This window comes from Pseudomonas retamae, from assembly GCF_043496865.1.
Lineage (GTDB): Bacteria > Pseudomonadota > Gammaproteobacteria > Pseudomonadales > Pseudomonadaceae > Aquipseudomonas > Aquipseudomonas retamae.
This window is the reverse complement of record NZ_JBIEIL010000001.1, coordinates 186,505-210,711: the sequence shown is the minus strand read 5'-3', so window position 1 is coordinate 210,711 and position 24,207 is coordinate 186,505. Positions and strand designations below refer to the sequence as shown.

General features: G+C 61.4%; 20 protein-coding genes. 7 read left to right on the top strand and 13 right to left on the bottom strand.

Features of this window, described 5'->3' with window-relative positions:
• Positions 1 to 3 precede the first annotated feature (3 nt).
• Genes selB through fdnG form a run of 6 tightly spaced genes read right to left on the bottom strand, consistent with a single transcriptional unit; the run spans position 4 to position 8,976 of the window.
• Complete coding sequence (gene selB / locus ACGSLL_RS00905) at positions 4 to 1,920, bottom strand: selenocysteine-specific translation elongation factor (protein ID WP_394503061.1); 1,917 nt, start codon at positions 1,918 to 1,920, stop codon at positions 4 to 6.
• Entirely contained in the window at positions 1,917 to 3,317 is a 1,401-nt protein-coding gene (gene selA, locus ACGSLL_RS00900; protein WP_394502229.1) for an L-seryl-tRNA(Sec) selenium transferase, read from the bottom strand. The genes selB and selA overlap by 4 nt, the downstream gene beginning before the upstream one ends.
• Before the next feature lie 51 nt (positions 3,318 to 3,368).
• The gene (gene fdhE / locus ACGSLL_RS00895; protein WP_394502227.1) at positions 3,369 to 4,295 is read right to left on the bottom strand and encodes a formate dehydrogenase accessory protein FdhE; all 927 of its coding nucleotides are present in this window, start codon (positions 4,293 to 4,295) and stop codon (positions 3,369 to 3,371) included.
• Between the two features lie 3 nt (positions 4,296 to 4,298).
• Entirely contained in the window at positions 4,299 to 4,964 is a 666-nt protein-coding gene (locus ACGSLL_RS00890) for a formate dehydrogenase subunit gamma (protein WP_394502225.1), read from the bottom strand.
• Entirely contained in the window at positions 4,961 to 5,896 is a 936-nt protein-coding gene (gene fdxH / locus ACGSLL_RS00885; protein ID WP_394502223.1) for a formate dehydrogenase subunit beta, read from the bottom strand. The genes ACGSLL_RS00890 and fdxH overlap by 4 nt, the downstream gene beginning before the upstream one ends.
• A 14-nt stretch (positions 5,897 to 5,910) precedes the next feature.
• Positions 5,911 to 8,976, bottom strand: coding sequence for a formate dehydrogenase-N subunit alpha (gene fdnG / locus ACGSLL_RS00880; protein WP_394502221.1), 3,066 nt, complete (start codon positions 8,974 to 8,976; stop codon positions 5,911 to 5,913).
• Positions 8,977 to 9,318: 342 nt separating this feature from the next.
• On the opposite strand from fdnG, the gene ACGSLL_RS00875 reads away from it, so the two are divergent.
• The 4 genes from ACGSLL_RS00875 to ACGSLL_RS00860 all read left to right on the top strand — a co-directional run bounded on the left by ACGSLL_RS00875 (position 9,319) and on the right by ACGSLL_RS00860 (position 14,151).
• The gene (locus ACGSLL_RS00875; protein WP_394502218.1) at positions 9,319 to 10,473 is read left to right on the top strand and encodes a MalY/PatB family protein; all 1,155 of its coding nucleotides are present in this window, start codon (positions 9,319 to 9,321) and stop codon (positions 10,471 to 10,473) included.
• A gap of 735 nt (positions 10,474 to 11,208) precedes the next feature.
• A complete protein-coding gene (locus tag ACGSLL_RS00870; protein ID WP_394502216.1) occupies positions 11,209 to 12,066 on the top strand; it encodes a glucose 1-dehydrogenase in 858 nt (285 codons plus the stop codon).
• Positions 12,067 to 12,153: 87 nt separating this feature from the next.
• A complete protein-coding gene (locus ACGSLL_RS00865; protein ID WP_394502214.1) occupies positions 12,154 to 12,765 on the top strand; it encodes a Yip1 family protein in 612 nt (203 codons plus the stop codon).
• Between the two features lie 42 nt (positions 12,766 to 12,807).
• A complete protein-coding gene (locus ACGSLL_RS00860; RefSeq protein WP_394502212.1) occupies positions 12,808 to 14,151 on the top strand; it encodes a cation:proton antiporter in 1,344 nt (447 codons plus the stop codon).
• Between the two features lie 23 nt (positions 14,152 to 14,174).
• Here the strand turns inward: ACGSLL_RS00860 and ACGSLL_RS00855 are convergent, their stop codons facing one another.
• The gene (locus tag ACGSLL_RS00855; protein ID WP_203418149.1) at positions 14,175 to 14,339 is read right to left on the bottom strand and encodes a hypothetical protein; all 165 of its coding nucleotides are present in this window, start codon (positions 14,337 to 14,339) and stop codon (positions 14,175 to 14,177) included.
• On the opposite strand from ACGSLL_RS00855, the gene ACGSLL_RS00850 reads away from it, so the two are divergent.
• Entirely contained in the window at positions 14,338 to 14,634 is a 297-nt protein-coding gene (locus tag ACGSLL_RS00850) for a hypothetical protein (RefSeq protein ID WP_394502209.1), read from the top strand. The two genes, ACGSLL_RS00855 and ACGSLL_RS00850, sit on opposite strands and share 2 nt — an antisense overlap.
• 248 nt (positions 14,635 to 14,882) lie before the next feature.
• Here ACGSLL_RS00850 and ACGSLL_RS00845 read toward each other — a convergent pair whose 3' ends face one another.
• The 4 genes from ACGSLL_RS00845 to ACGSLL_RS00830 all read right to left on the bottom strand — a co-directional run bounded on the left by ACGSLL_RS00845 (position 14,883) and on the right by ACGSLL_RS00830 (position 21,408).
• Positions 14,883 to 15,422: a hypothetical protein gene (locus tag ACGSLL_RS00845; RefSeq protein ID WP_394502207.1), complete on the bottom strand. Its 540-nt coding sequence runs from the start codon at positions 15,420 to 15,422 to the stop codon at positions 14,883 to 14,885.
• A 78-nt stretch (positions 15,423 to 15,500) separates the two neighbouring features.
• Positions 15,501 to 17,420 carry a hybrid sensor histidine kinase/response regulator gene (locus ACGSLL_RS00840; protein WP_394502205.1) on the bottom strand — a complete coding sequence of 640 codons (1,920 nt, stop codon included), beginning with the start codon at positions 17,418 to 17,420 and terminating at the stop codon, positions 15,501 to 15,503.
• 5 nt (positions 17,421 to 17,425) lie between these two features.
• Positions 17,426 to 19,744, bottom strand: coding sequence for an ATP-dependent DNA helicase (locus ACGSLL_RS00835; RefSeq protein ID WP_394502203.1), 2,319 nt, complete (start codon positions 19,742 to 19,744; stop codon positions 17,426 to 17,428).
• Entirely contained in the window at positions 19,741 to 21,408 is a 1,668-nt protein-coding gene (locus tag ACGSLL_RS00830; RefSeq protein ID WP_394502199.1) for a VRR-NUC domain-containing protein, read from the bottom strand. Before ACGSLL_RS00830 ends, ACGSLL_RS00835 begins: the two co-directional genes overlap by 4 nt.
• A 177-nt stretch (positions 21,409 to 21,585) precedes the next feature.
• Between ACGSLL_RS00830 and ACGSLL_RS00825 the strand changes: the two genes are divergently transcribed.
• The gene (locus ACGSLL_RS00825; RefSeq protein ID WP_394502197.1) at positions 21,586 to 21,810 is read left to right on the top strand and encodes a YgdI/YgdR family lipoprotein; all 225 of its coding nucleotides are present in this window, start codon (positions 21,586 to 21,588) and stop codon (positions 21,808 to 21,810) included.
• 45 nt (positions 21,811 to 21,855) lie between these two features.
• On the opposite strand, the gene ACGSLL_RS00820 is transcribed toward ACGSLL_RS00825, so the two are convergent.
• Positions 21,856 to 22,230: a hypothetical protein gene (locus tag ACGSLL_RS00820; protein WP_394502195.1), complete on the bottom strand. Its 375-nt coding sequence runs from the start codon at positions 22,228 to 22,230 to the stop codon at positions 21,856 to 21,858.
• A gap of 399 nt (positions 22,231 to 22,629) precedes the next feature.
• Between ACGSLL_RS00820 and ACGSLL_RS00815 the strand changes: the two genes are divergently transcribed.
• Entirely contained in the window at positions 22,630 to 23,409 is a 780-nt protein-coding gene (locus ACGSLL_RS00815) for a TSUP family transporter (RefSeq protein WP_394502193.1), read from the top strand.
• Here ACGSLL_RS00815 and nudC read toward each other — a convergent pair.
• Positions 23,377 to 24,207 carry an NAD(+) diphosphatase gene (nudC, locus tag ACGSLL_RS00810; RefSeq protein WP_394502191.1) on the bottom strand — a complete coding sequence of 277 codons (831 nt, stop codon included), beginning with the start codon at positions 24,205 to 24,207 and terminating at the stop codon, positions 23,377 to 23,379. The two genes, ACGSLL_RS00815 and nudC, sit on opposite strands and share 33 nt — an antisense overlap.

Sequence of the window (24,207 nt, the reverse complement as noted above, 5' to 3'; positions counted from 1 at the left end):
GACTCATTGCGCGTTGGCATTGGCCAGCGCGTTGTCGTGACGGATCTGCCGTGATTCGCCGATGCGCCGGGTCAGGCCCAGTCGGTCGAAATACTCCAGATACTGAATGCAGCGTTTGCGTCCCAAGCCTAGCGCATCGCGGAAGGTTGTCACCTGGATCTGCGGATTTTCCGCGGCCAGTGCCAGTAACACCTCGGCCATGCGGCGCAGTTGCGCGTCATTCAGAAACAGATCACGCACCACTTGATGCATCAATCCGAGCCGCGCGCGTTTGCGCAGTAGAAGGCGTACGGCGGCGTCGTCGTGGCCGAGCATTTTCGCGACGTCGCGGACCCATGGCGGGTCGAATTCGGCGTTGTCGAACAGCGGTTGCAGTTGCTGCCACAGGGTTTCGTCCTCGGCGTTCAGGCGCACCTGATGGTCGGGCAGGTGCATCCAGGGGCCGCTGGTGTGGATCGAGCCGGCGCTGAGCAGTTCGTCGAGCAGGCTGATGAAGGTCGAACGCTCGAGCGCCAGACCGCTGAAGCGCCGCAGGCGGTCGCGGTCGGGGCCCATCTGGTCGGGCTCTTGTTCGTGAAATTGTGCGAGGCGTTGCAGCAAATTGAATTTCAGTTGCGCCCAGCGCTGTACGTTGAACAGCAGCGGGCCTTGGCGGGTGTCGATCAGGCGGACGTTGTGCGCTAATGACCAGGATGCGCGCGGGCGATTGAACTGGCGTTCGAGGCGTTGCGGATCAAGGCCGCCGGCGCTGTGGTTGAGGAGCACCGGCAAGGCCTGTTCGAGGCTGTCGCTGCTGGTGAGGGTTTGCAGTTGCGCCAGACGCTCCGGGCTGCGGCGTTGCCGGGCCGGGGCAAACGGATCGAGCACCGTGCCGCCGCCCAAGGTGCGTTGCGCGCTGGAATCACGCAGGATCAGCCGGTCGCCCTGCACCGCGTGTACCGGCGCGTTGATCAGCAGTTGCGCGAACATGCGTTCGCCGGGGCTCAACCGTGGGCCTTCGAGCAAAGCGACGCGGGCGATCACGTCTTGGGTGCCGAGGTGGACGTGCACCGGGTGAAAGTGTTCGAAGGTGCGTTCGCCGGGCAGCAGTTGAAAGTCGATATCGACCCGTTGCGTCGGCGCGTGCAGCCACTCGCTCAGCAGCCATTGGCCGCGATGGAGCTGCGCCAGTTCCAGGCGCTCGCCGCTCAGGTTCAGCGCCACCCGTTGGCCGGCGAGCGCCTGTTCGGCGGGTTGGTTCTGCGCATGCAGGCCACGCACGCGGACGGTTTTACCGGACGGCGCGAGGGTGAGTTTGTCGCCGACTGACACCGTGCCCGACAGCGCCGTGCCGGTGACGACGATCCCGGCGCCGGCCACGCTGAACGCGCGATCGATCGCCAAACGAAATCCACCTTCGCCACTGCGCGCCTGCACCTCGTTTTGCGCCTGCACCAACGCCGCGCGCAACGCCTCAACGCCCCGCCCGCTCACGCTCGACACCGTGAAGATCGGCGCGTCGGCGAACGGCCCCGGCGCGAGCAGATCCAGCACCTGGCGCTGCACCTCTTCCGCCCTGCCCGCCTCGACCCGGTCGCACTTGGTGATCGCCACCACCGCGCGGGGGATGCCGAGCAGTTCGACAATCGCCAGATGCTCACGAGTCTGGGGCATCACGCCGTCATCGGCGGCGACCACCAGCAACACCAAGTCGATGCCCTGCGCACCGGCGAGCATGTTGTGGGTGAATTTCTCGTGGCCGGGCACGTCGATAAACCCGCTCAGGCCAGCACCGGGCTGCAGTTCGGCGTAGAGATAACCGAGGTCGATGGTCATGCCGCGCTCGCGTTCCTGCGGGCGACGGTCGCCGGTTTGCCCGGTCAGCGCTTGCAGCAGCGACGTCTTGCCGTGGTCGATGTGCCCCGCCGTGCCGACGATCACGGTACGGCCTGCAACTGCGGCAATTGCGCGAGCCACGCCGGCTCATCGTCGAGCTGGCGCAGATCCAGCCACAGCGCATCGTCGTCGAGGCGCCCGAGCACCGGGATCGGCAAGGCGCGCAACGCGGCTTCGAGATTCAGCAGGTAACGCCCGCGCAGGCGCTTCGACACCTGCGGCCGACAACACAGCGCCGCACTCGGCAAACGCGCCACCGGCTGGCTGCCGCTGCCGATCATGCCCAGGGCCTCGACTCCGCTGACACTCCAAGTCTCACCCAGCATGTCAGCCAGCACCGGCTGCAACCGTGAAGCCTGGGCGAAAATGTCAGCCTGCGAGCGGGTTAAAAGCCGCAAACTCGGCAAGCGCTCGGCCAGTCGATCAGGATCGCGATACAGCCCGAGCACCGCCTCCAACGCGGCCAGGGTCAACTTGTCCACGCGCAACGCACGTTTCAGCGGGTTTTTCTTGATCTTCGCGATCAGTTCTTTGCGGCCGACGATCAACCCGGCCTGCGGGCCGCCAAGCAATTTGTCGCCGCTGAAGGTGACGATATCGGCACCATCGAGCAGCGCCTGACGCACCGTCGGCTCCGCCGGCAAACCCCAGCGCGTCAAATCCAGAAGGCTGCCACTGCCCAGATCCTCCAGCAACGGCAAGCCATGCTGATGGGCCAGCTCGGCAAGTTCAGCGGTCGGCACGCGAGCGGTAAAACCTTCAATGCTGTAGTTGCTCGCGTGCACGCGCATGATCAAACCGCTGCGCGGGCTGATCGCTGCTTCGTAATCGCGGGCGTGGGTGCGGTTGGTGGTGCCGACTTCGTGCAGGCGCACACCGGCGCGGGCCATGATGTCGGGAATGCGAAAGGCGCCGCCGATCTCGATCAGCTCGCCGCGCGAGATGATGCCTTCCTTGCGCGCGCCGAGGCTGTTGAGGGTCAGCAACACGGCGGCGGCATTGTTGTTGACCACGGTGACGGCTTCGGCGCCGGTCAGTTCGCGGATCAGGCCTTCGATCAAATCGTCGCGATCGCCGCGTTTGCCGCTGGCCAGATCGAATTCCAGATTCAGCGGATAGCGTGCGGCGTTCTCCACCGCAGCGATGGCTTCGTCCGGCAACAAGGCGCGACCGAGATTGGTGTGCAGTACCGTGCCGGTCAGGTTGAACACACGGCGCACCTGACTGCGCTGCTGCTGGGTCAGGCGTTCGCCAACCCGGCCGGCGAGCACTTCGGGACTGATTTCAATTGCCGAGACTTGCCCGTTCAACACGTCGTTTCGCAGCTCATTGAGCAATTGTCGAAGGCTCGCCAGCACCGACTCGCGGCCGTGACGCTCAAGCAAAGGCCCACACGCCGGATGGCGCAAAAGCCCATCAATGGAAGGTAACCGCAGGGACATCCGCCACTCCTGGAGTCAATCGCTATCGCCCAAGAGTGTAGACGCTGCGGCTCATTCGTCTCCCGGCGCCAGCAACAGATTCGGTGCCAGCCGCTGAAAGCCGTCCTGCGCCAGGCGCATGTCCAGCAGCAAACTGCCGAGATCCGCCGATAAAGCCTCGGCTTCGGCATCGTTTTCCAGATAGACCAGTTTCAGATAGCTGTTGCAGCCGGGGCAGACTTCCGCGCGCAACGGTGCCTGATTGGCGGCGTGGCGATCGTCCTCAAAACTCAGATAATCGAGGCCTTTGCTCGACTCGCAATACACGCACTTGACCCGCACCACATGCCATTCGCAGGCGCACAGCGAACACACCAGATAGCGCAAGCCGTTGTGTTTACCGCGATGGCGGATCACCCCGGCCATCGCCGGAGAACCGCACGCCGGGCATTGGCTGAGGCTGTCGCCGTGTTTCAGTTGCAGATGGGCGGCGCTGAGCAACCAGTGACTCCACGCCACTTGCAGCGCCGCGCCAAGGAATGGCACCAGTTGCGCCGGCACTAAGGAATACTGGCCACTGACCAGCGCGACAGCCCAGGAACGCCATTGACCGGCGCTGGCCACCCGCAAGGTCGTCACTGCCTCGATAACAGCGGGTTGCCCCGAAGGTTCATAACGCTGCAACAGCGCCAAAAGATAAGCCTGCCAGCCCTCCTCGCGCACCAGCGTGTCAGCAGCGAACGGCGGCAAGCCATGTTGCTGGCAAGCCTCGATGCGTTGCTGATCAAATGGCGCGGTCAGCGGCGGATCATCGAACACCTGCTGCTGAACCCGGCACAACCCGGCAATCAAACGCAGATAGTCAGCCAGCGCATGCCCCTCGGCCAGTTGCTCGAGCCGTTGCGCGCGCAGCACAAACAGGTTGCGCGGCGGCAGATACAAAAACGGGGGCGAACTGGCCGCCGCTTCGATTTCACCGGGTTCCAGAATAGTCGGCAAACGTCAGCCCTTTTTACTGATGGGTCGCTCCGGCACGTCCACGGGACGTTCATCGCGGGTAATGTCGCGGTACCACAGCGCGTGATGTTTTCTCGCCCAGGCGCGGCTGACCCAGCCGTGCAACATGGCGTCGACCGAGCCCTTGATCCACAGCCCGGCATAAATGTGCACGATGATGCTCAACACCAGAATGAACCCGGCAAGCGCATGCAACAGCATCGCCCAGCGGATCACGCTGATGCCGAAGTACACGCTGAACCACGCGCGCCAGATCACCAGCCCGGTGAACAGCAAAGCCAACATGCATAGCAGTAAAGTCCAGAACAGCAGTTTCTGCCCGGCGTTGTATTTGCCCACCGGCGGGACGCTGTCTTCGTCGTTGACCATGACCCGGTTGATCCGCCGCAGCCATTGCCGATCGTTGGCGATGAAAAAGTTCGTACGCCAGAAGCTGAAGACCAGGCCGAGGAACAGCACGAACATGGCGATGCCCATGTAGGGGTGCAGAATCCGCGTCCAGGTGCCGCCGCCGAACAGGTTGCTCAGCCAGAACAGCGCCGGGTGAAACAGCGCCAGCCCGGACAACCCGGCCATGAAAAACAGGATCGCCACCAGCCAGTGATTGGTGCGCTGGTTGGCGCTGTAACGCAGGATTGTCTTGTGGCTCATGGCCGCTCCTCCCCGCGTGGATCGTAGGTGTGCACCGCCGGGTCGACGACATGCACCGAGGTGTCGGGCGGCGTCGGCTGTTCATCCTCTTCGACGCGATTGGGGCCGACGCGTACATAGTGGAAGAACCCGGCAATCACCGCCGCGCCCATCGCCAGCAGCGCCAAGGGTTTGCTGACACCTTTCCACAACTCCACCAGCGGACTGATCGCCGGATGATCCGGCAACCCGGCGTAGAGTTTTGGTGTGTCAGCGTGGTGCAACACGTACATCACATGCGTGCCGCCGACGCCGGCCGGGTCGTACAAACCGGCGTTTTCAAAACCACGGCTTTTCAGGTCGACGATGCGTTCGGCGGCGTGCTCTTTCATGTCTTCCTTGGTGCCGAAGACGATGGCGCCGGTCGGGCAGGTTTTCACGCAGGCCGGTTCCAGGCCCACCGCCACGCGATCGGAACACAAGGTGCACTTGTAGGCCTTGTGATCCTTTTGCGAGATGCGCGGAATGTTGAACGGGCAACCGGTGATGCAGTAACCGCAGCCGATGCAGTGATCCTGATTGAAATCGACGATGCCGTTGGCGTGCTGGATGATCGCGCCGGGGCTCGGGCATGCCGCGAGGCAACCGGGCTCGGCGCAATGCATGCAGCCGTCCTTGCGGATCAGCCATTCGAGGTTGCCGGCGTCGGTTTCGTGCTCGGTGAAGCGCATCAGCGTCCACGTGTCCGCGGTCAGGTCCTGCGGGTTGTCGTAGGTGCCGTGGTTGTGGCCGACCTCGTCGCGCAGCTCGTTCCATTCCGAGCAGGCAACCTGGCAGGCCTTGCAGCCGATACATTTGGTGGTGTCGATCAGCTTGGCGACGGCTTGCTGATTGCGCACCGACGGCGGCACCGTGGTGGTGGCCGAGCGGGCAATGATGTCTTGGCTGGCCATTTATAAGATCTCCACTAGAGCTTCTCCACGTTGACCAGGAATGACTTGGATTCCGGGGTCTGGGTGTTGCCATCGCCGAGGAACGGCACCAGCGTGTTGGTCAGGTAACCGTGGCGCGTCAGGCCGGTGAAGCCCCAGTGCAGCGGGATGCCGATCTGGTGCACGACCTGGCCGTTGACCTGCAGCGGCCGAATCCGCTTGGTCACCACTGCCACCGCTTCGATAAAGCCGCGCTTGCAACTGACCCGCACGCGATCACCGGCGGCGATGCCCTTCTCTTTCGCCAGCACTTCGCCGATTTCGACGAATTGCTCGGGTTGCGCAATCGCGTTCAACTTGCAGTGCTTGCTCCAGAAGTGGAAATGCTCGGTCAGCCGGTAACTGGTGCCGGCGTAGGGGAAGTCCTTGGCCTCGCCGAGGCTTTCCCAGACCGAATCGAAAATTCGCGCTGCCGGGTTGCTGGTGGCTTTCTTGTTTTGCGGGTGCAGCGGGTTGATGCCGATCGGCGTTTCGAATGGCTCGTAGTGCTCGGGGAATGGCCCTTCGTTCATCTTGTCGACGGCGAAGAAGCGCGCCACACCTTCGGGGTTCATGATGAACGGATTCATCCCGGCTTCCGGCGGCACGTCAGCCTTGTAATCCGGCACATCGGTGCCGCCCCAGGTTTTGCCGTTCCACCAGACCAGACGTTTTTTCGGGTCCCATGGCTTGCCGGCAAGGTCGGCGGAAGCGCGGTTATAGAGAATCCGCCGATTGGCCGGCCACGCCCAGGCCCAGCCTTGATGCTGGTGCATGCCGTACGGGTCGGCATTGTCACGGCGGGCCATCTGGTTGCCGGCCTCGGTCCAGCTGCCGGCGAAGATCCAGCAACCCGACGCGGTGCTGCCGTCGTCCTTGAGCAAGCCGAACCCGGCCAGTTGCGTACCGGCCTTGACCATGGCGCCAGTGGCATCGGTGAAGTCGGTCACTGCGCTGCCGTTGATTTCCTTGGCCAGTTCTTCCGGCGAAGGCTCGTCGGCGATCTTGTACGGCCACGACAGTTTCAGCAGCGGATCGGGAAATTTGCCGCCCTCGGCCTGGTAGCGTTTGCGCAGGCGCAGGAACAGTTCGCTCATGATGCGTATGTCGGTCTGCGCTTCGCCCGGGCCATCGGCGCCCTTCCAGTGCCATTGCAGCCAGCGACTGCTGTTGACCAGCGAGCCGTCTTCCTCGGCGAAACAGGTGGTCGGCAGGCGAATGACTTCGGTCTGGATTTCGGCGGTTTTCACGTCGTTGTACGGCCCGACGTTATGCCAGAACTCCGAGGTTTCGGTGGCCAGCGGGTCCATCACCACCAGCCATTTCAGCTTCGCCAGGGCGGCCATCACGCGGTTCTTGTCCGGCAGTGCGGCGATCGGGTTGAAGCCCTGGCACATGTAGCCGTTCACTTTGCCCTGGCTCATCAGGTCGAACATTTTCAGGACGTCGTAGTTGGGAATGTCCAGTTTCGGCAAATGATCGAACAGCCAGTTGTTCTCGGCGGTGGCGTTGGCGCCGTACCAGGATTTCATCAGGCTGACGTGGAACTTGCTGTAGTTCTGCCAGTACGAAAGCTGCCCCGGCCGCAGCGGCACTTGCGTGCGCTTGTGAATGAACTGGGCGTAATCCTGCTCGGTGTCGCTGGCCAGCGTCAGGTAACCGGGCAGCGCGTTGGACAGCAGACCGAGGTCGGTCAGGCCCTGAATGTTCGAGTGCCCACGCAAGGCATTCACCCCGCCACCTGGCATGCCGACGTTGCCCAGCAGCAATTGCACCATCGCCGCGCTGCGGATGATCTGCGCGCCGATCGAGTGCTGGGTCCAGCCGAGGGCGTAGAGAATCGTCATGGTCTTGCCAGGCGTCGAGCAGGTGGCGATCTCGTCCCAGATTTTTTGCATGGCGTCGACCGGCATGCCACAGATCTGGCTCGCCAACTCGATGTTGTAGCGGCTGTAATGCTGCTTCATCAATTGATAGACGCAGCGCGGGTCCTGCAGGGTCGGGTCGACCCGGACGAAGCCGTCCTCGGCGAACTCGTAGCCCCAGCCGGACTTATCGGTGTAGCTGCGCTTTTCCGCGTCATAGCCACTGAAAATGCCGTCCTCGAAGCCATAACCGGCTTTGACGATGAACGACACGTCGGTGTAGTTGCGCACGTATTCGTGCTGGATCCTGTCAGTGGTCAGCAGGTAATTGATCAGCCCGCCCATGAAGGCGATGTCGGTGCCGGTGCGGATCGGCGCGTAATAGTCGGCCACCGAAGCGGTCCGAGTAAAACGCGGATCGACCACGATCAGCCGCGCAGCGTTGTGCGCCTTGGCCTCGGTCACCCATTTGAAGCCGCACGGGTGCGCTTCTGCTGCGTTGCCACCCATCACCAGGATCAGATTCGCGTTGGCGATGTCGGTCCAGGTATTGGTCATGGCACCACGGCCGTACGTCGGGGCAAGACTTGCCACCGTCGGGCCGTGTCAGACACGCGCCTGGTTATCGAACCCCAGCATGCCGAGGCTGCGAATCACCTTCTGGGTGATGTAGCCGGCTTCGTTGGACGCCGCCGAGGCCGCGAGGAAACCGGTGCTCAGCCAGCGATTCACCGTTTGCCCGTTGGCATTCTTTTCGATGAAATTGGCGTCGCGGTCGGTTTTCATCAGGTCGGCGATGCGATCGAGCGCTTCGTCCCAGCTGATTCGCGTCCACTCGCTGCTGCCGGGCTTGCGCACCTGCGGGTACTGCAAGCGGCCGGGGCTGTGAATGAAGTCGAGCAGACCGGCGCCTTTCGGGCAAAGGGTGCCGCGATTGACCGGGTGGTCAGCGTCGCCCTCGATGTGAATGATGTTCTGCGCCACGTTTTTCCCGGCATCGCCCTGGCTGTACATGATCAAACCGCAGCCGACCGAGCAATACGGGCAGGTGTTGCGGGTTTCATGGGTGTGGGCGAGCTTGAAGTGGCGCACCTGCTCGGCGAAGGCTGGCGTCGGGGCCATGCCCAACGCGCCCAGGCTTGAGCCTGCAAGGCCGATACCTGCGACCTTGAAGAACTGACGACGGCTGAGATCCATCGTGCACTCCTGATCAGGTGGAACCCGGTACTGGTGCCGGGTTTTATCTGGACAATCACGGTTGCGACGCCTTGGCGTCGACTTTTTCACTGTAGACAATCAGCGCAGCGCCTGGGTGAAAACCGACCGTCGGGTGTTTTCAGCCCCGCTACCGAAGCCCATGTGGGAGCGAGCCTGCTCGCGAATGCGTCGTGTCAGTCGGCATTCATTTCAATGACACACCGCTTTCGCGAGCAGGCTCGCTCCCACAGGGGGCTGCGGTGTGATGAGGTTTTGTATGCCTCGCCGTAGCCACGGGCTTATCATGACGCCCCTGAACAACCCGCCTTCACGAGACCGCGCATGACTTTCGATTTTGATCAGGTATTCGACCGCCACGACACCGGCAGCACCAAGTGGAGCCGCTATCCGGCGGATGTCCTGCCGATGTGGGTCGCGGACATGGACTTTGCCGCGCCGCCAGTGGTGATCGAGGCCTTGCAGCAGCGCTTGCTGCACCCGCTGGTGGGCTACAGCGTGGCGCAGGACAACTTGCGTGAGGCGATCATTGCCGACCTGTGGGCCAAGTACGCCTGGCAGGTCAAGCCGCAGGAGCTGATCTTCCTGCCGGGTGTCGAGTCCGGTTTCAACATGGCGCTCAAGGCATTGGTGCAGCCGCAGCAGAACGTTGTGGTGCAAGTGCCGAACTACCCGCCGCTGCGTCACGCGCCGGGCCATTGGGGGTTGAACAAGGTTGAACTGGAGTTCGTTGCTCAGGCGGATGGCAGCTATGCAACGCCACTGACGGCGCTGCGTGATGCGCTGGTGGGCGGCGGCGCGCTGTTGTTGAGCAATCCGCACAATCCGATCGGCAAGGTGTTCGGTGCGCAGGAGCTGCATGATGTGGCTGAGATCTGCATGGCTCACGATGCCTGGATCATCTCTGACGAAATTCATGCCGAGCTGTGCTTCGACGGTCGCGTGCATGTTCCGACGGCATCGCTGAGCCCCGAGATCGCCCAGCGCACCATTACGCTGATGTCGGCGAGCAAGGCTTACAACATTGCCGGCCTGAAGACGTCGTTCATGATCATTCAGAACGCTGCCCTGCGTGAGCGTGTCAATCATGCTCGTTGCGGCATGGTCGACAGCGTCAATCCGCTGGGCATGGAGGCCACTCGCGTGGCGTACAGCGAAGGCGCGCCTTGGTTGGCCGAGCTGAAGGGTTATCTTCAGGGCAATCGTGACTGGCTGGTTGAGGCTGTGCGCAGTCGTTTGCCGGGGGTGACGATCAATGTGCCGCAGGGGACTTCCCTGGCGTGGCTGGATTGTTCGGCGCTGGATCTGCCGGATCCGCAGCGGTTCTTTCTTGAGCAGGGCAAGGTCGGGCTCAGTGCGGGGGTGGATTTTGGTGATCAGCATCAGCAGTTTGTGCGCTTGAATTTTGGTTGCCCGCGGTCGTTGCTGGAAGAAGGCATCGGTCGGATGGAGCGTGCGCTGGCGCAGCGTGGTGCTTGATTTCCCGGTGGGAGCTTGCCTGCAAGCGGTGGCTTGCTTCTTTTGAATGGGTACATATCCGTTGCTGCGGTAAAGGCGGCTTAGGGTTCCGCCCTTACGGCGGGTCACCTTTTTCAAACGCCAAAAAGGTAACCCAAAACGCTTGCTCCTACGTTCGGCCCTCGCAGGCTCGGGTCCCTTCGCTCCGGGACTGATCCGGGCGCAGCGGCTACGGTTTGCTGCGCGGCACCTCCTTCCGCTGTGTACGACTTCGTCGTACGGTCGCTACGCTCCCACGCCCGGATCAATCCCTGCGCTCAGCCTTCCGATGTCGCTGGTTAGGCAAGACCAAGATCAAGGGCACGCGAGCTAACGCTCATTGTTGAGTGGTTAGAAGCGCCGTATGGCTTGAGATCTTCAGTGGATTCGCCCCTCACCCCAGCCCTCTCCCGAGGGAGAGGGAGCCGATCTGCGTGCCTTTCAAAATTTGAGTACGACTCGGTATTTGGAGTCGGCGCAGCCCTCGCATCCACCTCGGTCAGTCCCCTCTCCCTCCGGGAGAGGGCTAGGGTGAGGGGCTTTTGATTTTCGGTTGCTGGACTGGTGGTGCACACGATCCCTGTGGCAGCTTGTCCGCAAGCTCCCACATTGGTTTTGCATCTCGTTCGAAAGACGCCAGCGCAAATCCGATCGAACTCACGGCAAATCCCCCGGGTCAACCCGAGACACTTGCCTTGAAACGAAGGAGACCCTGCGATGAGCAACTATCCAAAACCACCCTTCCCCAAACAAGCCCAACCTGTGCCTGGTTCGCAGCGCAAGATGGAGCCGTATCCCGATTGCGGTGAGCAAAGTTATGTCGGTTCGGGGCGGCTGGCCGGCAAGATTGCCTTGATCACTGGTGCTGACAGTGGCATCGGTCGCGCGGTGGCGATTGCCTTTGCGCGTGAAGGCGCCGACGTTGCCGTGGCGTATCTGGACGAACATGAAGACGCCAAGGAAACCGCGCGCTGGGTCGAGCAGGCTGGGCGTCAGTGTCTGTTGTTGCCGGGTGACATCGCCGATAAAGCCCAGTGTCAGGCGCTGGTCGACAAGACCGTCGAGCGCTTTGGCCGTATCGATGTGCTGGTCAATAACGCGGCGTTCCAGATGACCCATGAGAATTTCGAAGAGATTCCCGACGAAGAATGGGTGATGACCTTCGATGTGAACATCACGGCGATGTTCCGCATCTGTCAGGCCGCGATCAAACACATGCGCCCAGGCTCATCGATCATCAACACCAGTTCGGTCAATTCGGACATGCCCAAGCCGACGCTGCTCGCCTACGCGACCACCAAAGGGGCGATTGCCAACTTCACCGGTGGCCTGGCGCAGATGCTTGGGCCGAAGGAGATCCGCGTCAACAGCGTCGCGCCGGGGCCGATCTGGACGCCGTTGATCGTCTCGACCATGCCTGACGAAGAAGTGCAGAACTTCGGTGGCAGCACGCCGCTTGGTCGCCCCGGTCAACCGGTGGAAGTTGCGCCGATCTATGTGCTGCTGGCCTCGGACGAAGCCAGTTACATCACCGGTCAGCGCTACGGCGTGACCGGCGGTAAACCGATGCTCTGACCGCCCGCGAGAAAAACTGAACCCAGCGGCGTGGCGCCCTCTCCATAACTGTAGAGCCCGACGGGCTAACAGGATCAGGAGGTCGTCATGTCCGCACCTATCGTCAAGCTGTTCACCCGCCCCAACTTCGCCTGGACCGATATCCGCCGCGAAGAAGAAGCCCACCCCCGACACTACCTCGCGCACCTGCTGGTGCTGGCGCTGATTCCAGCGGTGTGCCTGTTCATCGGCACCACCAACGTCGGCTGGAGCCTGGCGGTCGGCGAGAACGTGCGACTGAGCACGGCCAGCGCCTTGCAGCTGTGCGTTCTGCTATACGTGACCATCGTCGTCGGCGTGGCGATCATGGGCGGCTTCATTCGCTGGATGTCGCGCACCTTTGACGCGCGGCCGACGCTCAACCAATGCATCGGTTTTGCCGCTTACACCGTGACGCCGTTTTTCATCGCCGGGATTGCCGGGCTTTACCCGAGCCGCTGGCTGGCGATTCTGGTGCTCGGTGCGGCGTCGATTTATTCGACTTTCCTGTTGTTTGTCGGGCTGCCGACGTTCATGCACGAGCGCAAGGAACAAGGCCTGCTCTACTCCGCCTCCGTCTGGGGGGTTGGCCTGTTGGTGCTGGTGACGCTGCTGGTATCGATGATTCTGCTGTGGTTCAACGTGCTCATTCCCGAGTACCTGCGCACGACCACGGGTTGAGCCTATGAATGTGTTTACCTTGCTGTTTGATGGTGGCCGTTCGTGAGTTTCACGGTGTGGGTTGCCGTGCTCGGCGCGGTTCTGCTGACACTGGCGTTGACTTCGTCGTACCTGCGCTGGATGCCAGTGACCACGTCGGCCGTGTGCCTGTTGCTGGGCATTGCCATCGGTCCGAGCGGCCTCAATCTGTTGAAACTGTCGCTGGAAAACGCCTCGCTGTGGATGGAGCACCTGACCGAGGTGGCGGTGCTGTTTTCCCTGTTCGTGTGCGGCCTGAAGCTGCGTTTACCGCTGACTGACAAACCCTGGCGCATTGCCTTCGGCCTGGCCGGCCCGGTCATGGTGCTGACCATCGCCGGGGTCTGCCTGCTGTTGCACTGGGGCCTGCAGTTGCCGTGGGGACCGTCGTTGCTGATCGGCGCGATTCTGGCACCTACCGATCCGGTGCTCGCGGCGTTGGTGCAGGTCAATGATGCGCGTGACATCGACAGCGTGCGCTTTGGCCTGTCCGGCGAGGCCGGTTTGAATGACGGCATCGCCTTCCCGTTCGTGATTCTCGGGTTGCTGCTGATTCACAGCGACAACGCCGGCGGCGAGCTGCAAGGCTGGCTGTTGCGCAGTGTGCTGTGGGCAGTGCCGGCGGGTTTGCTGACCGGTTACTGGATGGGTCGCGGCATCGGGCGCGTCACGGTGTTGCTGCGTATCCATAATGAAGACAGCACTCTTAGCCCCAATGATTACCTCGCTTTGGCGCTGATCGCCCTGGCTTACGTGCTCGCCGAAGCCATCGGCGGTTACGGCTTTCTCTCGGTATTCGCCGCCGGCCTCGGCTTGCGTCAGGTCGAAGTGAAGTCCACCGGCGTCAGCCAGCCGCCGGCCGAGCATCTGGTGCAACCGGTGGTGGGCCACCTGAACGTCGAACCGCAACACGCCGTGCGCGGCGACACCGATGAACTGAAGAGCAGCCAATTGGCCGCCGGCATCATGATGGGCGACATGCTCGCGTTCGGCGGGCTGGTCGAACGGGCCATGGAAGTGTTTCTGGTGACCCTGCTTGGCGTGGTGCTGCTGGCGCATTGGGATTGGCGGGCGCTGCTGGTGGGCGCTGTGCTGTTCTGCCTGATTCGCCCAGCCTGCGTCGCGCTGATGCCATGGGGCACTCTGCTCAAGGGCCGTCAGCGGCTGTTGATCGGCTGGTTCGGCATTCGCGGGATCGGCAGCTTGTTTTACCTGTTCTTTGCCTTGAATCACGGTCTGACCAACAACGTCGCCACCCTGTGTACCGACCTGACGTTATCGGTGGTGGCGCTGAGCATCCTAGTGCACGGCATCAGCACCCAGCCAATCCTTGCGGGCTACGAACAGTACAAAAAACAAAAAAGCTGATTTTTAATCCGGCGCTTTAACGGTTAATTGATCGAAGTTTTTTCTGCAAAAAAATGGATCCCCGCTTCGTTGCCAGCGGTCACAACCATAACCGTCGCTGAATGCATCAAGCGGCGGCCCGGCAGGTTCGATTCCCCTGCGGCGCGACGCCTATGAAACGGAATCCTGAAGAAAAAGGTTACGGTCATGAAAGAACGTTCGACTCCTGCGCAAATCAAGGCTTGCAGAGCATTGGCTCTGGAACGCAACCGGCAATTGTTCGATAACGCCCACACCCTCAACCGCGCGGCCAACGCGTTGCTTGAGGTGGAGAATCTGGATATGGAGCAGTTCGAGCATTACCGGGCCTTACGCAAGAAAGCCGATTTGCTGTTTGAGGATGCGATTGATCATTTATGCGTGTTGAATGAGGATTTTCCGCCGATTCCACAGGCGTCGCAGTATTCCCAGGCGGTTGAGCGCGAGCTTGAAGTGGCGAGTTGAGCCTGAAAAGCCCCTCACCCTAGCCCTCTCCCGGAGGGAGAGGGAACCGACCGCAGTGACTATTTGAATTGCGTCGACCTGAAATACCGAGTGAACGCCAAATTTGAATCTTGCGAAGATCTGCTCCCTTTCCCCCTCGCCCCCCTTGGGGGAGAGGGCTGGGGTGAGGGGGTTCGATCGAAAATCCACTACAAAATCCATGCGAACAAAGAGTCCAAGCCTCCAGGGCTTCTCAGTTCCCGCAGCCATCATCCCCCCGGATTCGTCACCTGGATAAACACCGCATACCCCCCCAGCACTATCCAGAACGTCGCAAAGATCCACGGCGTGCGCAGCGAAAACAACAGCGACTTGCGATAGCCCTTGTGGCTCGACTCGACCTCGCTGAACAGCGGCGACTCGTCATACGCCAACCCCATCACCGGTTCAGCCTGCAATAACTGGCTCTGCTTGAAATGCCAGTGATCAATGATTTCATACGCCGCACGAATGCCCGGCCAGGCGTTCAGCGAGCTGAGCACGCCGAGCAAGGCAAGAAACGGCGGCACCACTAATGTGAACAACTTGCCCCACTCCGGGTTGAGGTTAGCCATGCACGAGGCGAATGCGATCACCAGAAACGACTGCGCCGCCAGATAGGCGTCGGTGCGGTTGGCGAGGATGCTGGTTTCGTACTGGATTTCGCGTCGATAGAAATCCAGACGTTCCTTGGGCGAGCCGAACATCTTGGCGTTGTGTTCGGTCAGCGCCTCTTCTTCAGCGGTAGGGTGGGTCAATATGCGAGACAAAACAAACGCGCTCCGAGGTGGTTAAAAACCTTTCGAAAACCTTGGAGGCGGACAAGTTCAGGCGAACTGACCAGCGCCTCATTTCATCGATTGCGCAATGATCGCTACCAACCCCATCTGCGTGAACGGCTTGGGCAGGCGCGGCAGCTCAGCGGCGAAACCCTCCAGGCGCTCGGCGTAACCGGTGGCGAGGATGACTGGCAGGTCCGGTTTGAGCATACGCACGGCGTGGGCCAGTTGCGCACCGCTCATTTTGGGCATGGCCATGTCGGTGATCATCAGGTCGATGAGTTCGCCCTGATCGAACAGGCGCAACGCTTGCTCACCGGACGTGGCGCCGAGGACGCGATGGCCAAGGTCTTCAAGCAACAGGCTGGTGCTGGTCAGTACCAGCGAATCGTCATCGACCACCAGCACGCTGAGGCGTGGCACCGAAACCGGCGTGGCCGAGGAAAGCTGCGGCTTGCTGGCGACGCCCTCAAGGGCGACCGGAATCCACAGTTCAGCCGTGGTGCCCTGGCCCTTTTCGCTTTTGAGGATGAAACGGCCACCGAGCTGTTCAATAAAACCATGGACCATCGACAAGCCCAGCCCGGTGCCCTTGCCCAGCCCCTTGGTGGTGAAAAACGGGTCGCGGGCCGACGCCAGCGTGTTGGCATCCATGCCCTCCCCGGTGTCGATCAGACTCAGGCACACGTAGTGCCCGGCCGGCAACTGCGAATCACCCAGCTCCAGCACCACTTGCGGCTGCGCGGTGATAGTCACCGTGCCGCCGTCGGGCATGGCGTCGCGGGCATTGGTTGCCAGATTGAGCAAGGCCAGTTCGAGCTGATTGTTGTCGGCCAGCACTGGCTGCAGATCGTCGGGAAAGCGCGTTTCGATGCGGATGCCCGGCCCCAGCGAGCTGCGCAGCAATCCGGTGATGCCCTGCACCAACTGGGCAATATCGACCGATTCGGTCTTGAGCTCCTGGCGGCGGGCGAATGCCAGCATGCGCTGGGTCAGCGACACACCGCGCAAGGCACCCTGAGTGGCGTTTTCCAGCAGACGGCTGATCTTCGGGTCGGCGCCCATGCGCTTTTGCACGATCTCCAGATTGCCGAGGATCACCGTCAGCAGGTTATTGAAATCATGGGCAATGCCCCCGCTGAGTTGACCGATGGCCTGCATCTTCTGCGCCTGAAACAGCGCTTCACGGGTTTTTTCCAATGCCTGGCGGGATTGATGGGCTTCGGTGATATCACGGGTGATCTTGGCAAAACCGAGCAGGATGCCGGTATCGCCGCGAATCGCATCGACCACTACATGCGCCAGAAAGCGTGTGCCGTCCTTGCGCATGCGCCAGCTCTTGTTCTCGAAACGGCCCTCGCGGGTGGCGATTTCCAGCGAGCGTTGCGGCTCGCCGAGTTCGCGGTCTTCGGGGGTGTAAAAGATCGAGAAATGCTGACCGATGATCTCTCCCGGCATATAACCCTTGATCCGCTGCGCACCCTGATTCCAGTTGCTGACCCGGCCTTCGGGGCTGAGCATGTAGATTGCGTAATCGGTAACGCCCTGCACCAGCAGACGAAACTGCTGTTCGCTTTGCTTGAGGGTTTCCTCGGCCATTTTGCGATCGGTGAGGTCACGGGTGATCTTGGCGAAACCGAGCAGGCGGCCATCGGGGTCGATGATCGGGTCGATCACCACGTGCGACCAGAAATTGGTGCCGTCCTTGCGTACTCGCCAGCCCTCGCCTTCAAAGCGCCCTTCGTTGATCGCCGTATTCAGCGCACGTTGCGGCAAACCGGCGGCGCGGTCTTCTGCGGTGTAGAACCGTGAAAAGTGTTCGCCGAGGATTTCTGCTTCTTCGTAGCCCTTGAAGCGTTTGGCCCCGGAATTCCAGCTGGTGATTATGCCGTCAGGGTCGATCATGTAGATCGCGTAATCGATCACCGAGTCGATCAGCAGGCGAAAACGCATGTTCTCGATCTCAGCGCTTTTAGGGTTTTCGCTCATCTTGCTCACCGGCCGTTGTCATGAGCGAAATTATGCGGCAATCCGTCGATTTGGGAAGCCGTGGTTTCATGATTGATTGCCCACCAGCGTGGCAATAGCTGCTTGATCCGGCTTTCGGCAAAGCGGTCGTCGATCAGCATGACCACGCCGCGATCCTCACGGGTGCGGATGACTCGGCCAGCGGCCTGTACGACTTTCTGCAGGCCGGGGTACAAATAGGTGTAGTCATAACCGGCACCGAAAATCGCCGCCATGCGCCGTTTCAGCTGTTCATTGATCGGGTTGAGCTGGGCCAGCCCCAGTGTGGCGATGAACGCGCCGATCAAGCGCGCACCGGGCAGATCGATGCCCTCGCCGAACGCACCGCCGAGCACAGCAAAGCCGATGCCCTGGCTGTGCGCGGTGAATTGATCGAGAAACGCCTGCCGCGCGCCTTCGACCATGCCCCGCGACTGTTGCCAGAGGGTGATCTGCGGATAACGCTCGGCCATCAGCGCCGCCACTTGTTGCAGATAGTCGAAGCTGCTGAAAAACGCCAGATAGTTGCCGGGGTGCTCGCTGAACTGGCGCGCGATCAGTTCGACGATCGGCTCAAGCGACGCCTGGCGATGGTTGAACCGGGTGGAGATGCGGCTGATGATCTGCACATTCAGCTGTTCGGCGTGGAACGGCGATTCGACGTCGATCCATACAGTGTCGGCGGGTGTGCCGAGCAGATCGGCGTAATAATTGCGCGGGCTGAGCGTGGCGGAAAACAGCACACTGCTGCGCGCCGCCGTCAGTCTGGGGCCAATGAACGCCGCCGGCACGACATTGCGCAGGCACAACTGCGACAGCGGCTTTTTGCGTTCGAGGTCGCGTTTGCTGATATCGAACAGGTAATGCGCGTCGTACAGCTCCGCCACGCGGGCGAATTGCAGCAGCTCGAAATAGAAATTCTGCAAGCCACTGTCGAGGCCTTGCGGGTGTTCGTTGAGGTAGTCGCCAATGGCGGCGCAACACAGTGAAATCGCCTGCAGAAGCTTTTCCGGCGCCTTGTCATACGCCTGATACGCCAGCGTCTGTGGTGCATGCAGGGCGTTCCATTCACGATTGAGGCGTTGAAGGCTGTTTTTCAGCGGCGCGGGAGCAGTTTTGCGCACGCTGCCCAGCACAAACTGATCAAGGCTGGCGCTGTACATCTGCCGGCCGCGTTCGACGAGGTTATGCGCCTCATCGGCAAGCACCGCGACCTTCCATTGGTTGAGCTGGGCGAGGCCAAACAGCAGCGCGCTGAAGTCGAAGTAATAGTTGTAGTCGGCGACCACCACGTCGGCCCAGCGCGCCATTTCCTGACTCAGATAATAAGGACAGACCGCATGTTGCGCGGCGACCTCGCGCATCGCCGCTTGATCAAGCAAGCGAATCCGACTGGCCGCCTCGCGCGCCGCGGGCAGGCGATCGTAAAAGCCCTTGGCCAGCGGGCAGGAGTCGCCATGGCAGGCCTTGTCCGGGTGTTCGCAGGCCTTGTCCCGCGCGACCATTTCCAGCACCCGCAGGGGCAAGGCCGGCGATTGTTTGAACAACACCTGGCTGGCATCCAGCGCCAGTTTGCGCCCCGGGGTTTTCGCGGTGAGGAAGAACACCTTGTCCAGTTGCTGCGGCGCCAGCGCCTTGAGCATCGGGAACAGCGTGCCGAGGGTCTTGCCGATGCCGGTTGGCGCCTGCGCCATCAGGCAGCGACCGGTGCTGACCGCTTTGAACACCGATTCGGCCAGATGCCGTTGGCCAGGGCGAAAATCTGCATGGGGAAAAGCCAATTGCTGCGCCGCTTGATTGCGCGCCTCGCGATGGGCCATTTCCTGCTCGGCCCAGAGCAGGAACACGCCGCACTGCTGCTCGAAAAAAGCTTTGAGCATTTCAGCGCTGAACGACTCGACCAGGCAGGTTTCCTTCTCGCTGACGATGTCGAAATACACCAGGGCCAGATTGATCTGTTGCAAATCGAGCTTGCAGCACATCAACCAGCCATAGATCTTCGCCTGCGCCCAATGCAACTGGCGGTGGTTGGCGGGCTGCTTGCTCAGGTCGCCGCGGTAGGTTTTGACTTCTTCCAGGCAGTTGGCTGTCGGGTCGTAGCCGTCCGCCCTGCCCTTGACCTTCAACTGGCGGAACTCGCCTTCGAGCGCCACCTCGCTCTGGTACTTCTCGCTGCGCCGCGACGCAACGGTGCGATGCCCGGCGATGCCTTCCAGCGCTGTGGGTGACGGGGTGAAACGCAAGTCGAGGTCACCGCTCTTGGCAGTGAACTCACACAGTGCGCGCACGGCGATGCTGTAGCTCAAGCGCTCTGCTCCGCCCATTGCACGTAACACACGGCTACCGGCATCTGGTGTTCGTGGCAGAACTCCAGCCAGCGCAGCTGGTTGTCCTGCAAGCGATCGCCGGGGCCTTTGACTTCGATCATTCGGTAGGTTTTGCGCTGCGGCCAGAACTGGATCAGATCGGGCATGCCGGCGCGATTGGCCTTGATGTCGAGCAGCAAGCGGTTGAACCAGTGCTTCAGATGCTCGGCGGGCAGGCAAGCCAGCGCCTGTTCCAGCAATTGCTCGTTCAATGCGCCCCAGAACACGAACGGCGACTGAATGCCCCACTTGGCAACGAAGCGTTCGCGGATGGTTGCGATGTAACGGCCATCGTCGAGTTCGCTCAGGCACGCCTGAAACAGCTCGGCGCGGCGCTGCTGGAAATCTTCGTTGAGCAAATCCACCGGCCCGCGCTGGAACGGGTGAAAGAACGCACCGGGCAATGGCGCGAAAATCGCCGGCCAGCACAGCAGGCCGAACAGCGAGTTGATCAGGCTGTTTTCCACGTAATGCACCGGGCCGTCGTCATCGTGCAGATGCGCCTGCACGTAATACTCGACGGACAACGTCGGGTCGACTCTGGGTAAATGCAGATCCAGGCGCTCCACCGCTCTCGCCGCAATACGTTTGAGCGGCGGCCCACCGAGCTTGCGCCGCAAACGCGGCACGATCCGCTGCAAACCCTGTTGCTCGGCGGCGCTTTCCGGGGCCTGCTGCGCGAGGGTCGCCAGTTCCAGCGCCAGCGGGTACTCGCCGCTGCGCTCCAGCACGCGGAGCATGCGCAAGCGTGCGCCGGGATAGCCGCAGTCGCGGTAAATGCTCAGGGCCAAGGCAAATTCGCTGATGCGCTCGCAATACTGGCCGATCTGAAACAACACCTTGCCGCGCCGCCGTTGCAGCCACGGGTTGTCGAAGTGCAACGCGCTGACCTGCGCGACGACGTCCTCAAGCGGCTCACCGGCTTCAAAGCGCAATTGGCACTGGTGCAGGAAGAGGCAGGCGTCGACGTCGTCACGACTGCGCAGGCCGCGCGAGTCAGCGCAGAATTCGACTTTCTCGTAGGTAAAGATGCCAAGGTCGGCGAGGACGAATTCCGACCAGTCCTGATAAAGATTGCCGAAGAACATCAGGCGCAAGCGGTCGCACAGGTCCATCAGGGTCAGGCTGAACAGGCGGTCGGCCAGTTGCGGCGCCCAGTCGCGCAGGCTGCGCGGTTCGCTGAACTGCTCGGAGAGCAACGCCACCCAGTCATCCTTGCGCCCCTTGGGCTGCTCGATGGCGGCGCCGAACGCTTGCAGCAGCTCTGCCTTGAGCAGCACATCGAACAACTCGGCAAGCGTCAGAGGCGCGTGTTCCTCGACCCAGCCGTGGGCCAGCAACGGTTGCGCGGCTTTGGCGATGTCGCCGATTTCCAGGTAATTGAGTTTGCCCGCGCGAAAATGCACACCCTTGCGCATGACCATCCGCACCAGTAAACCCTGCGACGGCCGCGGCAAGGCTTTGAAGTCGCGAATGAAGGCATGCTCGCTTTCGCTCATCACGTCGGCATAACGAAGTTCAAGCCAATCAAGCACTTGGCGGAAGTTGTTAAGGTAATAGAACGGATCGTCGAGGGGGTTGGCAGTCACGGAATTCAGGGCCATGGCGAAGCGGGTACTGGTTATGCGTACAGATATCAGCTCTGCCCCGCCCGGCGCAAACGGAAAATGATCAATGGCATTTTTTTAGCGGGCCATCGAACTTTTCCGGTACGGATGGCACCAACCGCGTTAGAGGCCGACAATGCTCGGCAGCATATGAATGAGGCACACGAGGTGGGTATGAAAATCAAGACACTGGGCATTCCTTTGGCCATCGCTGCAGCCCTGGCTCTGGGCGGTTGCTCGACCGCAACCGTGGTCACTTTGCAGAACGGCACCCAGTATCTGACCAAGGACATGCCGAAGACCGAAACCGAGGATGGTTTCTATGAGTTCGAAGACATCTCCGGGGCGAAAGTGAAGGTTCGCGCGGATGAAGTCGCCACCGTTCGCGAAGAAGACTGATAGCCGCCAGTGGAGCTGCCGCACAAGGCAGCTCCGAGGGCGCAATTACCGGGGCTGGCTCAGGCCCGGAATGCTGTTGTCGCAACTGACATAGGTGCCGCCACGCCGGACAAGCTCCTCCTGCAGGCGCCGACAACGCGCCAGGTCCTGCTGCTCCATTCGATCGATGATCGGGTTGCCGGTGGTTTGCGACACCACGTCGTCGCCCAGGCGAAACGTTACGTACGGTTGTTCGGGCTGGATCTGAAAACGGCTTTTTGCTTCGACGGGCTCGATGACCTCAGCGTCCGCTGCGCTCGGCAACTGTTCGGTGGTCACGCCGTAGCGGCTGAGAATCGAACTGTGAGGCAGATCGGCCCAGGCACTGGCCGATCCCAGCACCAATGTGACGAAACCGATATACCCCTTGAAACCTTTCACGTTTGAAACTCCTTGTGAATGTGATGATGCCTTCGCGAGCAGGCCACCTGTTAAAATGCGTTCCCCGTGTGGGAGCGAGCCTGCTCGCGAAGAGGACGGCCCAGGCTGCGATAATCCCGAGAATGGCTATAGAACGTAAAAACACGTACTGGCTTTAGGCCGCATTTTTTCTGATGCAGGGTTTTGAGTCGGGGAATGGCTGCTGAGTCACTTTTAATACCAAGTTGTCAGCCATCGCCAGCAGGCTGGCCACAGGGGATTTGCATTCGCCGCGAAATCATTGTGAGAGCCAGCGTGCTGGCGATGGCGCCGTAACGGTCGCCGCAACAATTGGAAATGAGTAACATGTCCGGCCTCCCCGCAGCCCATGTTCTGCGCCTTGCCGAATAAGCCGATTCCATGCCCTTCGAACTCAGCGTTGACCTCACCACTCTGGCCATTCTGGCCGCTGTTGCCTTCCTTGCCGGTTTCATCGATGCCATTGCTGGCGGCGGCGGGCTGCTGACCACGCCCGCCCTGCTCACTGCGGGTCTGCCGCCGCATCTGGTGCTAGGCACCAACAAACTGAGTTCGACCTTCGGTTCGGCGACCGCCAGTTTCACCTTCTATAAGCGCAAACTGTTCCATCCGCGCCAGTGGACGCACGCGATCGTAGGCACGCTGGTCGGCGCGCTGACCGGTGCCGTCGTCGCGCATTACCTGCCCGCCGAGTGGCTGAACAAGATGCTGCCGGTGATCGTCTTTGCCTGCGGTCTGTACCTGTTGTTCGGCGGCACGCCGAAAGCGCCGCTGGACAGCAACGCGCCGATCAAAAAGAAATGGCAATCGACCCAAGGCTTCAGCCTCGGCTTCTACGACGGTGTGGCCGGCCCCGGCACCGGCGCGTTCTGGACCGTGAGCAGCCTGCTGCTGTATCCGATCGATCTGGTCAAGGCCAGCGGCGTGGCGCGCAGCATGAATTTCGTCAGCAACATTGCGGCGCTGTCGGTGTTCATCTTTTCCGGTCAGGTCGACTGGGTCATCGGCCTGTGCATGGGCCTGTCAGTGATGGTCGGTGCATTCTTTGGCGCGCGCACCGCTATCAGCGGCGGCGCCAAATTCATTCGCCCGGTGTTCATTACCGTGGTGCTGGGCTTGACCGTACGCCTAGCCTGGCAGCACTGGTTCAGCGTGGCCTAAGCGCCGCGCCACATAGACGTCGATCAGGTAACGAGCAATCGATTTCGACGCCGGCAACGGCGGCAAATCATGCACGTTGAACCACTGGGCGTCTTCGATCTCGTCCTCCTGACAGACAATCTCACCGCCAGCGTATTCGGCATGGAAGCCGAGCATCATCGAATGCGGGAATGGCCAGCACTGGCTGCCCATGTACTGAATGTTCTTGACCTCGATCTGCACTTCTTCGCGCACTTCGCGGATCAGGCATTCCTCAGCGGACTCGCCTGGCTCGGCGAACCCGGCCAGCGTGCTATAGACGCCGGTAACGAAACGCGGTGAACGGGCCAGCAAAATCTCGTCACCTCGCGTGATCAGCACGATCATGCTCGGCGAGATTCGCGGGTAACTGCGCAAGTCGCAGGGCTGGCAATACATCGCCCGCTCGCGCGGCACTTGAGTCATGGGTTGGCCGCAATTGCCGCAGAAGCGATGCTCGCGGGCCCAGGTGCCGATCTGCGCGGCGTAACCGAGCACTTTGTAGATCGTGTGCTCACCTTCAAGCATGAAAGCGCGCAGGCCTTTCCAACTGCAACCCGGGACCTCGCTGGCGCTGCGCAACTCGAACAGATACACCGGCTCGCCATCGAGATGGCCAATGCCATGTTCGGCGAGGATCGACAGGTCCTGACGCTTGAGCCATTCGCGTGGGAACAGCGCGCCGTTGTCATCGAACAGAAAGCCTTCCGGGCTGCGTGCCACGGCGATACCGCCGGGTTGATCGGTGTCGAGTACTGCAGTGGTCCAGCGAGCTGTCAT

Excerpts from the sequence above, each read along its gene's own strand:
- selA (WP_394502229.1), bottom strand. The coding sequence starts at position 3,317 with ATGTCCCTGCGGTTACCTTCCATTGATGGGCTTTTGCGCCATCCGGCG.
- ACGSLL_RS00890 (WP_394502225.1), bottom strand. The coding sequence starts at position 4,964 with ATGAGCCACAAGACAATCCTGCGTTACAGCGCCAACCAGCGCACCAAT.
- fdxH (WP_394502223.1), bottom strand. The coding sequence starts at position 5,896 with ATGGCCAGCCAAGACATCATTGCCCGCTCGGCCACCACCACGGTGCCG.
- ACGSLL_RS00875 (WP_394502218.1), top strand. The coding sequence starts at position 9,319 with ATGACTTTCGATTTTGATCAGGTATTCGACCGCCACGACACCGGCAGC.
- ACGSLL_RS00870 (WP_394502216.1), top strand. The coding sequence starts at position 11,209 with ATGAGCAACTATCCAAAACCACCCTTCCCCAAACAAGCCCAACCTGTG.
- ACGSLL_RS00865 (WP_394502214.1), top strand. The coding sequence starts at position 12,154 with ATGTCCGCACCTATCGTCAAGCTGTTCACCCGCCCCAACTTCGCCTGG.
- ACGSLL_RS00850 (WP_394502209.1), top strand. The coding sequence starts at position 14,338 with ATGAAAGAACGTTCGACTCCTGCGCAAATCAAGGCTTGCAGAGCATTG.
- ACGSLL_RS00855 (WP_203418149.1), bottom strand. The coding sequence starts at position 14,339 with ATGACCGTAACCTTTTTCTTCAGGATTCCGTTTCATAGGCGTCGCGCC.
- ACGSLL_RS00840 (WP_394502205.1), bottom strand. The coding sequence starts at position 17,420 with ATGAGCGAAAACCCTAAAAGCGCTGAGATCGAGAACATGCGTTTTCGC.
- ACGSLL_RS00830 (WP_394502199.1), bottom strand. The coding sequence starts at position 21,408 with ATGGCCCTGAATTCCGTGACTGCCAACCCCCTCGACGATCCGTTCTAT.
- ACGSLL_RS00825 (WP_394502197.1), top strand. The coding sequence starts at position 21,586 with ATGAAAATCAAGACACTGGGCATTCCTTTGGCCATCGCTGCAGCCCTG.
- ACGSLL_RS00815 (WP_394502193.1), top strand. The coding sequence starts at position 22,630 with ATGCCCTTCGAACTCAGCGTTGACCTCACCACTCTGGCCATTCTGGCC.
- nudC (WP_394502191.1), bottom strand. The coding sequence starts at position 24,207 with ATGACAGCTCGCTGGACCACTGCAGTACTCGACACCGATCAACCCGGC.